Origin of the sequence: Marivita sp. (assembly GCF_020055635.1) — a bacterium.
Lineage (GTDB): Bacteria > Pseudomonadota > Alphaproteobacteria > Rhodobacterales > Rhodobacteraceae > Marivita.
This window is the reverse complement of record NZ_JAIPUT010000011.1, coordinates 13,270-27,658: the sequence shown is the minus strand read 5'-3', so window position 1 is coordinate 27,658 and position 14,389 is coordinate 13,270. Positions and strand designations below refer to the sequence as shown.

Genomic DNA, 14,389 nt, shown 5'->3' with positions numbered 1-14,389 from the left:
GCCAAAGGCCGTGTAATCGAGATAAAAGGCAGCGAACGCCAACGCAAGAGAGGCGCCATGCAGGGCATCAGATCGACAGTCAGGATCGGGCTTGTGACGCTTCTGTGCATATCGCTTGCCGGATGCTCCGCGCGCTATCGCACGCATGGCTATGTTCCGGCGGAAGACGAATTGCAGCAGATCGTGCCGGGTGTGGATACGCGCGGCACGGTGGAAGACCTGATCGGGGTTCCCTCGACATCGGGCACCCTGAACGAATCCGGGTTCTATTACATCGAAAGCGATGTGCGCCATTTCGCGTGGCAGCGCCCCGAAGTGGTCGACCGCGAGGTTCTGGCGATCACCTTCGATACCGATGGCGTGGTCGAGAATATCGAACGCTACGGGCTCGAGGATGGTCAGGTCGTGCCCTTGGCGCGCCGCATCACCCGGTCGGGCGATGGCGATATCGGGTTCATCCGCAAGCTCTTCGGCAATATCGGCGGGATCAACGCCGCGGACTTCCTCAACTGAGGTCATGAGCGCAGCGGCACATACCGCCGCTGCACCGGGTCCTGCGGTGTCGCTGTCTCTGGGCGGCTACAGCGCCTGCATCGGCGATGCCGCAGACCTGCGCGAGGACGCGCTCGGGCTGCGCGCCACGGCGTTCCGGTCCGGTGGTCCGGACGAAGACCGGTTCGACTCGATCTGCCTGCACGGGATCGTTCGCAATGCCAGGGGCGAGACGCAGCTTGCGCTGCGGACGCGGCTCTTTCCGGATGCCGCCGGGCTCGGGGACAGTTACACCGCGCAATTCTACGACCTTGCCCCGCTGGCGCGTCACGCCGGACCCTATCTCGAGCTTGGCCGTGTCTGCCAGGGCCCGGGGCCGTCCGACCTGATGGCGCTGCGGCTGGTCTGGGCGGCGCTTGGCGCGCTGGTCGATGCGGCGGGGGTGCGGATGCTCATCGGGTGCAGTTCCTTTGCAGGAACCGACCCGGCGCAGCACCACGCAGCCCTCGCCACCCTGCGGGCGCATCACCTGGGGCCGGCCAGCCTGTGCCCCTTGCGCAGGGACGCAACCGCCATCGACCTGCCAGAGGGCGCACCGTCGCGCGCTTCGTTGCCACACTTGTTGCGCAGCTATCTGAACATGGGTGGATGGGTCGGCGACCATGCCGTTCCGGACCCGCAGCTTGGTACGGTGCATGTCTTCACCGGCCTCTGCGTGGCCGACATTCCGCCGCGGCGTGCGCGCCATCTGCGCGCTTTGGCGCGGGCGGCGCAGACCCCCGGCACCAGACCCCTTGACCTTGCGCCCGACGCGCCGTAGCGCGAGGCCATGGCCATCATACCGCTTCTTCAACTCAACGACATCTCGCTCACCTTCGGGGGCGATCCGGTGTTCCATGACCTCAGCCTCGTGGTGCAACCGGGCGACCGGGTGGCCCTTGTCGGCCGCAACGGGTCGGGCAAATCCACGTTGATGAAGGTGATGGCCGGGCTGGTCGAAGCCGATGGCGGCGACCGCGTCGTGTCGCCGGGAGTGAGCGTCGGCTACATGGAGCAGGATCCCGACCTGGGCCAATACGCCACGCTGGGCGACTACGCGATGCACGGGCTCGACCCGTCCGAGCTCTACAAGGTCGAACGCGCGGGCGAAGGGCTGAAATTCGACCCCGACCGCTCGGTCGAGACCGCCTCGGGCGGCGAACGCCGCCGCGCCGCGCTGGCCCGTCTGATGGCGCAGGACCCCGAACTGATGCTGCTGGACGAACCGACCAACCATCTGGATATCGAGGCCATCGGCTGGCTTGAGGACGAGTTGAAACGCACCCGAAAGGGATTCGTGCTGATCAGCCACGACCGCCGGTTCCTGTCGGAACTCACCCGCGCCACGCTCTGGATCGACCGCGGGCAGGTGCGGCGGCAGGAAAAGGGGTTCGAGGCGTTCGAGGCCTGGCGCGACAGGATTTGGGAGGAAGAAGACCTCCAGCGCCACAAGATGGACCGCAAGATCAAGGCCGAGGCCCGCTGGGCCGTCGAGGGCATCAGCGCCCGGCGCAAGCGCAACATGGGCCGGGTGCGTGCCCTGCAGGACCTGCGCGGCGAACGCGGCGCGATGATCAGACGCCAGGACACCGCCGCGATGGATCTCGCCTCGGGTCCGAAATCGGGCCGCAAGGTGATCGAGGCCAAGGGCCTGACCAAGACCTTTGACGACACCGCGATCGTGCGCGACTTTTCCCTGACCGTGCAGCGTGGCGACCGGGTGGCCTTTGTCGGCCCCAACGGCGTCGGCAAGACCACCCTGATCAAGATGCTTGTGGGCGAGATCGAACCCGATGCGGGCACGGTCAAGCTGGGCACGAACCTTGTCCCGGCGGTGTTCGACCAGGCCCGCGCGCAGCTGAACGGCGACCTGAGCCTGTGGGAAAACCTGACCGGCGATCCCGAGATGCGGGTCTCGGGCAAGGCCGATCAGATCATGGTGCGCGGCATGCCGAAGCACGTCGTCGGCTACCTCAAGGAGTTCCTCTTTGACGAGGCGCAGGCCCGCGCACCGGTGCGGTCGCTGTCGGGCGGGGAAAAGGCGCGTCTGCTGCTGGCGCGGATCATGGCGCGGGAATCGAACCTGCTGGTGCTCGATGAACCGACCAACGATCTCGATGTCGAAACGCTCGACCTGTTGCAGGACCTGCTGGGCGAGTATGACGGCACCGTGCTGCTGATCAGCCACGACCGCGATTTCCTCGACCGGGTCGCCACCACGACCGTCGCGATGGAAGGACGGGGCCGCGCCACCGTCTACGCGGGCGGCTGGAGCGATTATCGCGCGCAACGCGGTGCGGTGGACGACACCGAGACCCCGGCGTCGAAATCCGCACCCAAGGCACCTGCGAAACCCGCGCCGTCGCAAAAGGCCAGGTCGGGCCTCAGCTTTACCGAGAAACACAAGCTTGAAGAGCTGCCCGGCGAGATCGACCGCCTGACCGCCGAGATCGCCAAGCTGGAACAGCTGATGGCCGACCCCGAGCTTTTCACCCGCGAGCCGATGAAGTTCAAAAAAGCGACCGAGGCGCTGGCGGCACGGCAAACGGCGCTGGCCGAGGCCGAGGACCTGTGGCTGGAATTGTCGGAAAAGGCCGAGGCCGGGTGACGCTTCCGTTGACGGAAGCGCGAAAACGCGTCGACGCGTTTTGGCGCGCTGCGTGGCGGATGGTGCGCGCTGACCTAGCTCCCCCCCCATGACCGACTCCGTCTTCATCGGCGCCCGCATCTATCGTGGGTCGAGCTATGGCCCGCGCCATCCCTTGTCGATCCCGCGCGTGCCGACGGTCACCGATCTCTGCCGCAGCCTTGGCTGGTTGCCGCCCGAGCGTTACCGCACCAGCCCCTGCGCCAAGCCCGCCGCGCTTCTGGGGTTTCACACGCAGGCCTATGTCGACGCGCTGCTTGAGGCCGAAGCGACGCAGGACGCCAATCCCGCCTTCGATCTTGGCACGCTGTCGAACCCGGTCTTCCCCGAGGTCTACCGCCGCCCCGCCACCGCGACCGGGGGTGGTCTGCTGGCGGCGGAGCTCGTGCGCAATGGCGGCGTGGTCTACAACCCCGGCGGCGGCACGCATCACGGGCTGCCCGACCGCGCCAACGGGTTCTGCTACATCAACGAACCGGTGCTGACGATCCAGCGGCTGCTGGCCATGGGGCTGAGCCGCATCGCCTATGTCGATATCGACGCGCATCATTGCGACGGCGTCGCGGTGGCGTTTCACGGCTCGGACAAGGTGCAGATGATCTCGGTGCACGAGGACCGGCGCTGGCCCTTCACCGGCGCGCTGGAGGACGAGGCGGGCGGCGCCGCGATCAACATCCCGGTGCCGCGGGGGTTCAACGACACCGAGTTCGACCTGATCCTGAACGAGGTGATCCTGCCTGCGGTCGCGCGGCAGAGGCCGGAGGCGATCTTCCTGCAATGCGGCGCAGACGCCGTGACCGAAGATCCGCTGTCGCGGCTCACCCTGTCCAACCAATGCCATGTCCGGGCCGTGACCGCGCTGCGGGCGCTGGCGCCGCGCCTGATCGTGTCGGGCGGCGGCGGCTACAACCCCTGGAGCGTCGGGCGCGCCTGGTCCTGTGTCTGGGCCACGCTTGCGGGGCACGAGATCCCCGACAGGCTTGCGCCCGAGGCCTCGGACATCCTGCGCGCGCTCAGCTGGACGCGGCAGGCCCGACCGGGAGACGCGATGCTGACGACGCTGCTGGACGCGCCCCGCGATGGTCCGATCTCCGAGCCGGTCCGAATGGCCGTGGCGGCGCTGAAAGCCCGGTCAGCGGGGCTGGTCGGGTAACGCGATGCGAAGACTCATTTTGGCTTCTTCGCGACTCAGCCGTGGCAGGATGTCCATATCGTCGCAAAGCCGCGCCAGAAGGGCGAATTGCACGTCTGCGGGGCGCAGATCACAGACCGGTTCAGGACCACCTGTCGTCAGCATCTCCCAGAGCCCGCCATCGCTGCGCAGGGACGCGGCTTCGGCTGTCACGACAAGATCGGTCTGGCAGGTTTCGACGACGATCCGCCCGCCCTGGGGCAGCGCCGTTTCAAGGCAGAGCACGCACAGATAGGCCAATTGCGTCACGTCGCGCCGCAGATCGGTCCCGATCCGCCAATCGGGGAGCACGCGCATGCCGGCATAGTGGTCGATCAGCGTGCGGCGCGCCTGCGGAGCGGGGAACGGCCGGACGTCACCGGCGCTGCCAAAGGCGACACGAAAGAACCGGATGCGCGCCGTGGCATTGTCGCAGCTTTGCTGGATGAGAGACATTTCCGGCCCGTCCGGCGCCGCACCGCCCATGCCAACCAGTTCGAGCCCGTTGGAAATGGCGCCGATCGGGTTGATCAGGTCATGGCAGATGCGGGATCCGATCAGGGCGGCAAGTGAAGACTCGTCGTGACGCACTATATACTCTTTCAAACACCAAGGAGCAGTAACATGTCTGACCTCAACGGCCTGCTGGAACCTGGCGCCCTTGTCCGTCATCCCGGTGAACCGGACTGGGGTGTCGGGCAGGTACAGTCGAATATCGGCGACAGGATCACCGTGAACTTCCGCGAGGTGGGCAAGGTGGTGATCGATGGATCGCGGGTTTCACTGCTTCCTGTCTTCGATGAGTAAGCATCACAACCAATGGTTGATAAAGCCTTAATGCGCGCAGCGGGCCGGGTATTTCCGGTCAGCCCGACGCCGTTGCGCGTCACCGGTCCGGCGACTAGAGTGACGGCGACCGAGCCGGGCAGTTCCTCATGTTGCAGAACGCACCATCCCTTCATGTGTCTCTGGCCCGCACGGAGGACGATCTCCGCGCGGCGCAACGCCTGCGTTATGACGTCTTCGTCACCGAACTTGGCGGCACGGGCGACGGCGTGGACCACGCAAGGCGGCTCGAGACCGATGCGTTCGATGCCCATGCGGATCACCTCTTGCTACGCGATGCGCGCCGGCTGGATAGTGACACGGACGGGGTGGTGGGCGTCTATCGCCTGATGACCAAAGACCATGCCGCCGCCGCGGGACGGTTCTATTCAGCGTCGGAATTCGATCTGTCAAAGCTCGTCTCCAGCGGCCGCACCCTGCTTGAACTGGGGCGGTCCTGCCTGCATCCCGACCACCGCGGCGGGGCGGGGCTGTTGGCGCTGTGGCAGGGGCTGGCGGAGTACGTGGCCCTGCGCAAAATCGACCTGCTTTTCGGCACCGCGAGTTTTCACGGCACCGACCAAAACCGTCTGATCCAGCCGATCTCGCATCTGCATGCCGTCTATCTCGCGCCCGAAAACCTGCGCGTGACGGCCCGGATGCCGCAGACCACCGCGCTCTTGCCGCCGGACCGGATCGACCGCAAGACGGCGATGCGCGACACGCCCGCGCTGATCAAGTCCTATCTCAAGCTGGGGGGCATGATCGGGCAGGGGGTCTATGTCGATCACGCCTTCAACACGACCGACGTCTGCCTGATCCTCGAAACCGACAGGCTCGATCATGCATCGCTGCGTCGCATGCCCCGGCGTGACCCATGAGCCCGACATGGGACAGCAAGGAGCCGCTGGAACAAGACCGGATTTCGCCCCTCGGTTGGGTCAGGGCTTGCCTGCGGGGCCTTGTTCTTGGGACGGTCGTCTTTGGCGGGCTGGGGCTCTTGCTGCTGGTGCGTCTGATCGAACGGCCGCTCTGCGGCGTCGACCGCCCGGTGACACCCTATATCACCCAGGGCGTCTGCCGGTCGGCCTTTGCGATCCTGGGCATGGCGCTTCTGGTGCGGGGTCCGCGCATGAAGGCGCGCGGCGCGGTTGTCGCCAATCACAGCTCATGGCTCGACATCTTCGCGCTCAACGCGCGCAAGAATGTCTATTTCGTCTCCAAGTCCGAGGTCGCCTCCTGGCCCGGCATCGGCTGGCTGGCGCGCGCCACCGGGACCGTGTTCATCCGGCGCGACCCGCGCGACGTCCGGGAGCAGGTCGCTCTGTTCGAAGAGCGGTTGCAGCACGGCCATCGGCTGCTGTTCTTTCCCGAAGGCACCTCGACCGACGGGCAGCGTGTCCTGTCGTTCAAGCCGACGCTCTTTGCGCCGTTCTTTTCCGATTCGCTGGTGCATGACATGCGCATCCAACCGGTCACGGTGATCTATCATCCGCCCGACGGCACGGACCCGCGATTTTACGGCTGGTGGGGTGACATGGGATTCGGCGACCACCTGCTCAGGGTGTTGGCGCAGCGGCCGCAGGGTAAGGTGGAACTGGTCTACCACCCGCCGGTTCGGGTCGATGAGTTTCCCAATCGCAAGTCGCTTGCAAGTCATCTCGAGGCGCAGGTGCGCTCTGCCCATTCGCGACGGATCGAATGAGTCCGGTGCCCGCGGGATAGGTTCCACGGCGCCGCATCCGAAGCCGCCGGATCAACCCGTAGGTGCCGAAGGTCACAACGCCGATCTGGACCAGGAAGGCCCCGAGGTTGAAGGCTCCGAAAAGGCTGACAAGAACAAGCGTTGCCGCGGTCAGCTGGTTGCAGGAATAGATCGGTCCATTGCCACAGATGCGCCCGGTCTGAAGCAGGGCAAAACCGCCAATGTAGAGAAGGGAACCAAGCACACCGCAGACCTGCAACAATTCAGGATAGGCGCGTATTGCCTGAATGAGGTCCGACATGAGCGGGCTCCGGAAGAATAGACCCGACCGCCGCGGGATGACGGAGGTCGGGCCGAGGCTCTTGAAAAATGTGTCGGAGGCAAATGAGGGACGCCTCCGACACTGACGTGAGAAAGGATTTACTCAAACCGAACGATACTCGAAAATGGTTCAACATGCCTTGACCCAGGGAAGGAAGGGAACCGACGGGGGAAACAAACTGTCGGTCCTGCAAGCCACATTGAACAATCCTTTCTCGGTCTTTCTAAAATTGACTTAAAGTAAACGCAGGTCTGGAATACCTGACCCCGGGGCAGTTTTCGCGTGAAATTGGTGTGAACCGTCGAAAGCCATGTCCGTCAAAGTCCTGTCTGCAATACGCACGTCGTTAAACGGGCCGCGTAACAGACATGCAAAAGGCGCGAGGATGTCTCGCGCCTTTTGCAGTATTTCGGACGGAACCGGGCTTCACCCGGCCCCGGATCAGCCTTCGCTGTCCTCGGCTTCGGCATCGCCCTGGTCGGCGATCCAGGCGACCGACACGACCTCTTCATCGGTGCCGGTGCTGAACACCTTCACGCCCCCCGCACTGCGCGACCGGAACGAGATGCCCTCGACCGGGACGCGGATCGACTGCCCGCGCGACGTCGCCAGCATGATCTGGTCATCCATCTCGACCGGGAAGGACGCCACGATGGCACCGCCGCGCAGACCCTTGTCGATGGCCTGAACGCCTTGGCCGCCACGGCCCCGGACCGGGTAGTCATGCGAAGAGGACAGCTTGCCCGCGCCCTTGGCGGTGATGGTCAGGATCAGGTTCTCCGCCGCCGACATCTCGGCATAGCGGTCCTGCGTAATCGACCCCGGTGCGGCCGCATCCTCGTCATCCTCGATCTCGACCTCGGCATCATCCGCCAGACCGGCCACCGCACGGCGCATCTTGAGATAGGCGGCCCGTTCCGCCGGATCGGCCTCGAAATGCCGGATCACGGCCATGCTCACCACGCGGTCGCCATTGTTGAGCCGGATGCCCCGGACCCCGGTGGACTTGCGGCCCTTGAAGACACGCACGGCGGTTGTCGGGAAACGGATGGCGCGCCCCGAGTCGGTGACAAGCATGACGTCATCGTGCTCGGACGCGATCCGCGCATTCACCAGTTCCACCCCCTCGGGCAGGTCCATCGCGATCTTGCCGTTGCGCATCACGTTGGTGAAATCCGACAGCGCGTTGCGCCGCACGTCGCCGGCGCTGGTGGCGAAGACGATCTGCAGATCGTCCCAGTCCTTCTCGTCGCGGTCCACCGGCATGATCGCGGCGATCGACACACCGGTCGGGATCGGAAGGATGTTGACGATGGCCTTGCCCTTGGCGGTGCGCCCCCCCTGCGGCAGACGCCAGGTCTTGAGCTTGTAGACCATGCCCTCGGTGGTGAAGAACAACAGCTGCGTGTGGGTGTTGGCGACGAACAGCGTGGTGACGACGTCGTCATCCTTGGTCGACATGCCCGACAGCCCCTTGCCGCCCCGCTTCTGGGCGCGGAAATCGGCCAGCGGCGTGCGCTTGATATAGCCGGACTGCGTGACCGTCACGACCATGTCCTCGCGCTCGATCAGGTCTTCGTCTTCCATGTCGCCGGACCAGTCGACGATCTCGGTGCGGCGCGGCACGGCAAACAGCTCGCGCACTTCGCGCAGCTCGTCGGCGATGATCCCCATGATCCGGTCGCGCGAGCCCAGGATTTCGAGGTATTCGCGGATCTTGCCCGCCAGTTCCTCGAGCTCGTCGGTGACTTCCTTGACGCCGATCTGGGTCAGGCGCTGCAAGCGCAGTTCCAGAATGGCGCGAGCCTGGGCCTCGGACAGGTTGTAGGTGCCGTCGGCATTCGCCGTATGGGTCGGATCGTCGATCAGCGCGATATAGGGCAGGATGTCCTCGGCCGGCCATTTGCGCGTCATCAGCCGTTCACGCGCCTCGGCGGCATCGGCCGACGACCGGATGGTCGCGACCACCTCGTCGATATTGGTAACGGCCACGGCCAGACCACACAGGATATGGCTGCGTTCGCGCGCCTTGCGCAACAGGTACGCGGTGCGCCGAGCCACCACGTCTTCGCGGAAATCGATGAACGCCGTCAGGAACTTGCGCAGCGTCAGCTGCTCGGGCCGGCCGCCATTCAGCGCCAGCATGTTGCAGCCGAAATAGACCTGCATCGGGGTAAAGCGGAACAGCTGGTTCAGCACCACCTCCGCCGTGGCATCGCGCTTGAGCTCGACAACGACGCGCACGCCATTGCGGTCGGATTCGTCCTGCACATGGGCGATGCCCTCGATCCGCTTCTCGCGCGCCGCCTCGGCGATGCGTTCGATCATCGTCGACTTGTTCACCTGGTAGGGGATCTCTTCGATCACGATGGCCCAGCGATCCTTGCGAATCTCCTCGACCCGCGTCTTCGAGCGGATGATCACCGACCCGCGCCCTTCGAGATAGGCTTTGCGCGCGCCGGAGCGGCCCAGCATGATGCCGCCGGTCGGAAAATCGGGGCCGGGCACATATTGGATCAGCTGTTCGGAACTGAGATCGGGCTCTTCGATGAGCGCCAGCGTGGCGTCCACGACCTCGCCGAGGTTGTGCGGCGGAATGTTCGTCGCCATCCCCACGGCAATCCCGCCCGCGCCGTTGACCAGCATGTTGGGAAAGCGCGCGGGAAGGACTGTGGGCTCGCGGTCCTTGCCGTCGTAATTGTCCTGGAAATCGACGGTTTCCTTGTCGATATCGGCCAGGAGATAGGCCGCGGGCTTGTCCATGCGCACTTCGGTATAGCGCATGGCCGCCGGGTTATCGCCATCCATCGACCCGAAATTGCCCTGACCGTCCAGCAGCGGCAGCGACATCGAGAAATCCTGCGCCATCCGCACCAGAGCGTCATAGATCGCGGAATCGCCATGCGGGTGGTACTTGCCCATCACGTCGCCCACCGGCCGCGCCGATTTGCGGTAGGGCTTGTCATGCCCGTTGTTGGATTCGTGCATCGCGTAGAGAATGCGCCGGTGCACCGGTTTCAGTCCGTCGCGCAGGTCGGGGATCGCCCGGCTCACGATCACGCTCATCGCGTAATCGAGATAGGACGACTTCATCTCATCGGTGATCGAGATCTGCGGGCCGTCGTGCTTGGGGCGCTCGGGCGGCAAATCCGCAGTGTTCTCAGGGGGTTCTGGCGTATCGCTCACGTGGATGGCCTGCTGTCTGCATTTCTATATTTTGTTATGAGCCTGTATATCAGAGACAGGATGTAGGCTGCAATCCACTTGGCCAAATTAGTGGCAAACCTGCCTTGGCACTCAGGGATGATGGTGGCTAACACATTGTTTTTATTGAAAAGCAAGAAATTCGTGACAGATTTGGAGTCATAAGAAAAAACAAATGAGGTTCCCATGACCGAGATGAGTGAAACCGAGTTGATGTTGCGCGGCTACGGGCTGACCACGGCGCAACTGTACTACAGGATGCCGGATTACCGGAACGTGCTGAACACTTTTGTCTGGCAGGAATACGATCTGGCCCCCGACCATCCCAAGCTGTTCGAGTTCATCGAATTCTGGCAGGACAGCATCGATGGGCCGCTGCATTCGGTGCAATACACCCACCGCAAGATGCTGGCCTCCGGCGAATGGCAGCAATTGGTCGGAGAGTTCACGCTCCATTGACCCCATGGGCCAACGCCCTTCGAAGGGCGTTGGAATGCGGTTTCGAAACCGCATCCCAAGCCCGTTCGAACGGGCTTGCGCCTCACACCCCGTAGATCGCGCCGAACTTGGCCTCGAGATAGGACAGCAGCGGCGCCTCCGATGGCGCAAACCCGCAGGCCCGCTCGATCACCTCGCGCGGCTCGTAAAGCCCGCCATGGCGTTGCAGGTTGTCCCGCAACCATCCCGTCGCTGCCGAGGTGTCGCCTGTTGCCAGCTGCGCATCCAGATCCGGCACCGCCTTGCGCAGCGCTTCGAACAGGCACCCGGCATAGACATTGCCCAGCGAATAGGTGGCGAAATACCCGAACAGCCCCACCGACCAGTGCACGTCCTGCAAGACGCCGTTTGACGGCTTGTCCACGGTGTAGCCGAAATCGGCCTCGAACCGCGTGTTCCAGGCCTCTTCCAGATCCGCCACGTCGAGCGATCCGGCGATCAGCTGGCGCTCGAGGTCGAAGCGCAACAGAACATGCAGGTTGTACTGCACCTCGTCCGACTCGGTGCGGATGAAGCCCCGATGCACCCGGTTCACCGTGGCATAGAACGCGTCCGGGTCAGCGATCCCGAAATCCCCGAACGCCTCGGTCATCTGGCCATGCAGCCAGCCGGTGAACGCCCGCGAGCGTCCCAGCTGGTTCTCGTAGATGCGGCTCTGGCTTTCATGCACCCCCATCGACACGCCACGCCCCAGCGGCGTCAGCAGGTAGGCCTGGTCGATATTCTGCTCGTAGGCGGCGTGCCCGACCTCGTGGATCGTGGAATAGATGCAGTTGAACGGGTCGATCGGATTGGTGCGCGTGGTGATGCGCACGTCATTGCCGGACCCGGAACTGAACGGATGCACCGCCTTGTCGACGCGGCCCCGGCTCATGTCATAGCCAAACACCTTGGCGATCTGGCGCGACAGCTTCATCTGCGCGCTCTCGTCGAAGGTTCCGCTCAGCACGGCCGGCTCCGGCGCGCCCAGAACCCGGTCGCGCAAATCCACCAGCCGGGGCCGCAACGCACCGAACATCGCGTCAAGCTCAGCCGCCGTCGCGCCCGGCTCGTAATCCTGCAACAACGCGTCATAGGGATCGCCGCCATCCGCCAGCGCGGCACCTTCCTGTCGGCGCAGATCAAGCACCCGCTCCAGCGTCGGCGCAAAGGCGGCGAAATCGTCCTTCGCGCGCGCCTCGGCCCAGACGCCCTGCGCCACAGAGGTCGTCCGCGCCAGTTCCGCCGCAAGATCGCCCGGCACCTTGGAGGCCCGTTCAAACGCGCGCCGGATGTGGCGCAGATGCGCCGTGGCCTCGTCCCCATCGGCATGGGCCGCCTCAAGCCACTCACCCACGCGCGGATCCATCCGGCGGGCGTGCAACACCGATTCCATCGCGCCCATTTCCTCGCCGCGTTGCGCCGCTGCACCCCGTGGCATGGTGGTTTCCTGGTCCCAGCCCAGACGCCCGGCAATCTGGCTCAACGCCTCGGTCTCGCGCGTGAACGCCATCAAATCGTCATAGGCCGTGCTCATGCTGTCGCTCCTCGGATGGATTGTTGGACGGGATATTGCGCACCGAACCGCGCCCGCAGGATCAACACCCACAGGATCACGGCGCCCACCTGATGCGCAATCGCGATCTGCCAGGGCGCCATGTAGAGCACCGTCACGACGCCCAGCGCCATCTGCACCCAGAGCATCGCGAAGACCGCGTTGAACCGGAACCGCGTGTCGACATTGGGCGACTTGCGCGCCCGCAGCCAGACCACGATGCCAAACGCCAGCAGCAGGTAACCCGCCATCCGGTGCATGAACTGCACAAGGCCGGCGTTCTCGAAGAAGTTGCGCCAGACCGGCTCCAGTTCGAACGGGTAGGGCGGCAGGAACGCGCCGGCCATCAGCGGCCAGTCATTATAGGTGCGCCCGGCGTCGATCCCCGCCACCAGCGCGCCCAGCAGGATTTGCAGAAAGGTGAAGTGCAAGAGCCCCGTGCCAAGCCCGTAAAGCTTGCCCTCTCGCGACCGCCGCGCCTGCATCAGGTCGCGGTCCTCGCGGCCCAGCTCGAAAACGTACCACGCGATGAACCCAAGGATGACAAAGGCCAGCCCCAGATGCGTCGCCAACCGGTAGGAGGCCACGTCGAGCATGGTGCCCGTCAGCCCCGAGGCCACCATCCACCAGCCGATCGCGCCCTGCACGCCGCCCAGCACGCCAAGGACCAACAACCGCCCGGTCCAGCCCGTCGGGATCTTGCGCGCCAGCAGGAAGCCGAAAAAGCCCAGCGCCCAGACCAGCCCGATGACCCGGCCCAATTGCCGATGGCCCCATTCCCACCAATAGATGAACTGGAACTCGGCAAGGCTCATGCCTTGGTTCTGCAACTGGTATTCCGGGATCGCGCGATAGAGATCGAATTCGCGCTGCCAGTCCTCGGCACTCATCGGCGGCAGCGCCCCGGTCAGCGGCCGCCATTCGGTGATCGACAGACCGCTATCGGTCAATCGGGTCAGCCCGCCGACGGCGATCATGACCATCACCAGCGCAAAGAGCACCATCAGCCAGATGCGGATCGCGCCCCGCGCGCCGCGCTTGCCCGCGTCGATCATGCCGCCCTTGGGGACGTCCTTGCGCGGTGTCTCGTCACCGACCTCTTCAAAGATGCTGCGTTTGGGGCTCATGCGCGGGGTCTCCTTGTTGGACGAAAGACTAGGCGTGGGGTGGGGGGGCTTCAAGCCGATGGCTCAGCCCTTGTCCTTCCAGCGCACCATTTGCCGCAGCACGCCATGCAGCATCTGCACATCCGACCGGGTCAGCGGCATGCGCGACCACAGGTTGCGCAGGTTCAGCTTCATGCTGTCGGCCTTGGTCTCGGGGAAAAAGAACCCCGCCCTGTCCAGCGTGTCCTCGTAATGTTCCGCCAACCTGTCCCTCTCGATCGCACTGGCCCAGTCGGTGCCCGCCATCTCCGTGGTCTCGGACGGGATCTCGACCGATTTCCTCCGCCACTCATAGCCCGTCAGGAGCACGCATTGCGCAAGGTTGAGCGACGGAAACTCCGGGTTCACCGGCACCGAGATGATCGCATTGGCCAGCGCGATATCGTCATTCTCCAGCCCCGCGCGTTCCGGCCCGAACAGCACCGCCACCTTTTCCCCTGCGGCGATCCTGTCGCGCGCCACCTCCATGGCGCGCTCGGGTGTCATCACCGGCTTGGTCATGCCGCGCTGCCGGGCCGTGGTGGCAAAGACATAGGAACACCCGGCCACCGCATCGACCGTGCGCTCCACCAGCACCGCATCGTCCAGCACACGCCCTGCGCCCGAGGCCATCGCCACCGCCTTGGGGTTGGGCCAGCCATCGCGCGGCGCCACCAGGGCCATCCGGTCCAGCCCGAAATTCAGCATCGCGCGCGCAGCAGCGCCGATGTTCTCGCCCATCTGGGGGCGGACCAGCACGAAACTGGGCTGGGGCAAGTCGCTTGGCATGGCAGGAACCTCGAAGTT

General features: G+C 64.8%; 13 protein-coding genes. 8 read left to right on the top strand and 5 right to left on the bottom strand.

Annotation, left to right across the window (positions count from 1 at the left end; genetic code table 11):
- Positions 1 to 57 precede the first annotated feature (57 nt).
- The 4 genes from bamE (at position 58) to LCF60_RS07755 (ending at position 4,331) form a co-directional block, all read left to right on the top strand.
- Positions 58 to 513, top strand: a complete 456-nt coding sequence (gene bamE / locus LCF60_RS07770; protein WP_292290893.1) for an outer membrane protein assembly factor BamE — start codon at positions 58 to 60, stop codon at positions 511 to 513.
- A gap of 4 nt (positions 514 to 517) precedes the next feature.
- On the top strand, positions 518 to 1,312 hold the full coding sequence (locus LCF60_RS07765) for a GNAT family N-acyltransferase (RefSeq protein WP_292290891.1): 795 nt from the start codon (positions 518 to 520) through the stop codon (positions 1,310 to 1,312).
- A gap of 9 nt (positions 1,313 to 1,321) precedes the next feature.
- Positions 1,322 to 3,139, top strand: coding sequence for an ABC-F family ATP-binding cassette domain-containing protein (locus LCF60_RS07760; RefSeq protein WP_292290889.1), 1,818 nt, complete (start codon positions 1,322 to 1,324; stop codon positions 3,137 to 3,139).
- A gap of 88 nt (positions 3,140 to 3,227) precedes the next feature.
- Entirely contained in the window at positions 3,228 to 4,331 is a 1,104-nt protein-coding gene (locus LCF60_RS07755; protein ID WP_292290888.1) for an acetoin utilization protein AcuC, read from the top strand.
- Here the strand turns inward: LCF60_RS07755 and LCF60_RS07750 are convergent.
- Positions 4,311 to 4,940, bottom strand: a complete 630-nt coding sequence (locus tag LCF60_RS07750; RefSeq protein ID WP_292290887.1) for a histidine phosphotransferase family protein — start codon at positions 4,938 to 4,940, stop codon at positions 4,311 to 4,313. The two genes, LCF60_RS07755 and LCF60_RS07750, sit on opposite strands and share 21 nt — an antisense overlap.
- Positions 4,941 to 4,973: 33 nt before the next feature.
- On the opposite strand from LCF60_RS07750, the gene LCF60_RS07745 reads away from it, so the two are divergent.
- The 3 genes from LCF60_RS07745 to LCF60_RS07735 all read left to right on the top strand — a co-directional run bounded on the left by LCF60_RS07745 (position 4,974) and on the right by LCF60_RS07735 (position 6,879).
- On the top strand, positions 4,974 to 5,156 hold the full coding sequence (locus LCF60_RS07745; RefSeq protein ID WP_292290886.1) for a DUF3553 domain-containing protein: 183 nt from the start codon (positions 4,974 to 4,976) through the stop codon (positions 5,154 to 5,156).
- A 128-nt stretch (positions 5,157 to 5,284) separates the two neighbouring features.
- The gene (locus LCF60_RS07740; RefSeq protein ID WP_292290884.1) at positions 5,285 to 6,055 is read left to right on the top strand and encodes a GNAT family N-acyltransferase; all 771 of its coding nucleotides are present in this window, start codon (positions 5,285 to 5,287) and stop codon (positions 6,053 to 6,055) included.
- A complete protein-coding gene (locus tag LCF60_RS07735; protein WP_292290883.1) occupies positions 6,052 to 6,879 on the top strand; it encodes a lysophospholipid acyltransferase family protein in 828 nt (275 codons plus the stop codon). Before LCF60_RS07740 ends, LCF60_RS07735 begins: the two co-directional genes overlap by 4 nt.
- 763 nt (positions 6,880 to 7,642) lie before the next feature.
- On the opposite strand, the gene gyrA is transcribed toward LCF60_RS07735, so the two are convergent.
- The gene (gyrA, locus tag LCF60_RS07730; RefSeq protein ID WP_292290882.1) at positions 7,643 to 10,387 is read right to left on the bottom strand and encodes a DNA gyrase subunit A; all 2,745 of its coding nucleotides are present in this window, start codon (positions 10,385 to 10,387) and stop codon (positions 7,643 to 7,645) included.
- A 204-nt stretch (positions 10,388 to 10,591) separates the two neighbouring features.
- On the opposite strand from gyrA, the gene LCF60_RS07725 reads away from it, so the two are divergent.
- A complete protein-coding gene (locus LCF60_RS07725) occupies positions 10,592 to 10,864 on the top strand; it encodes an aspartate-semialdehyde dehydrogenase (protein WP_292290881.1) in 273 nt (90 codons plus the stop codon).
- Positions 10,865 to 10,946: 82 nt separating this feature from the next.
- Here LCF60_RS07725 and LCF60_RS07720 read toward each other — a convergent pair whose 3' ends face one another.
- The 3 genes from LCF60_RS07720 to LCF60_RS07710 form a co-directional block, all read right to left on the bottom strand.
- The gene (locus LCF60_RS07720) at positions 10,947 to 12,419 is read right to left on the bottom strand and encodes a carboxypeptidase M32 (RefSeq protein ID WP_292290880.1); all 1,473 of its coding nucleotides are present in this window, start codon (positions 12,417 to 12,419) and stop codon (positions 10,947 to 10,949) included.
- A complete protein-coding gene (gene ctaA, locus LCF60_RS07715) occupies positions 12,416 to 13,564 on the bottom strand; it encodes a heme A synthase (protein ID WP_292290879.1) in 1,149 nt (382 codons plus the stop codon). Before ctaA ends, LCF60_RS07720 begins: the two co-directional genes overlap by 4 nt.
- 63 nt (positions 13,565 to 13,627) lie before the next feature.
- A complete protein-coding gene (locus LCF60_RS07710; RefSeq protein WP_292290878.1) occupies positions 13,628 to 14,371 on the bottom strand; it encodes an RNA methyltransferase in 744 nt (247 codons plus the stop codon).
- Between the last annotated feature and the right edge of the window lie 18 nt (positions 14,372 to 14,389).

Bases quoted from the DNA above. Each gene is read 5' to 3' on its own strand.
- bamE (WP_292290893.1), top strand. From the start codon at position 58: ATGCAGGGCATCAGATCGACAGTCAGGATCGGGCTTGTGACGCTTCTG.
- LCF60_RS07765 (WP_292290891.1), top strand. From the start codon at position 518: ATGAGCGCAGCGGCACATACCGCCGCTGCACCGGGTCCTGCGGTGTCG.
- LCF60_RS07760 (WP_292290889.1), top strand. From the start codon at position 1,322: ATGGCCATCATACCGCTTCTTCAACTCAACGACATCTCGCTCACCTTC.
- LCF60_RS07755 (WP_292290888.1), top strand. From the start codon at position 3,228: ATGACCGACTCCGTCTTCATCGGCGCCCGCATCTATCGTGGGTCGAGC.
- LCF60_RS07745 (WP_292290886.1), top strand. From the start codon at position 4,974: ATGTCTGACCTCAACGGCCTGCTGGAACCTGGCGCCCTTGTCCGTCAT.
- LCF60_RS07740 (WP_292290884.1), top strand. From the start codon at position 5,285: ATGTTGCAGAACGCACCATCCCTTCATGTGTCTCTGGCCCGCACGGAG.
- LCF60_RS07735 (WP_292290883.1), top strand. From the start codon at position 6,052: ATGAGCCCGACATGGGACAGCAAGGAGCCGCTGGAACAAGACCGGATT.
- LCF60_RS07725 (WP_292290881.1), top strand. From the start codon at position 10,592: ATGACCGAGATGAGTGAAACCGAGTTGATGTTGCGCGGCTACGGGCTG.
- LCF60_RS07720 (WP_292290880.1), bottom strand. From the start codon at position 12,419: ATGAGCACGGCCTATGACGATTTGATGGCGTTCACGCGCGAGACCGAG.
- ctaA (WP_292290879.1), bottom strand. From the start codon at position 13,564: ATGAGCCCCAAACGCAGCATCTTTGAAGAGGTCGGTGACGAGACACCG.
- LCF60_RS07710 (WP_292290878.1), bottom strand. From the start codon at position 14,371: ATGCCAAGCGACTTGCCCCAGCCCAGTTTCGTGCTGGTCCGCCCCCAG.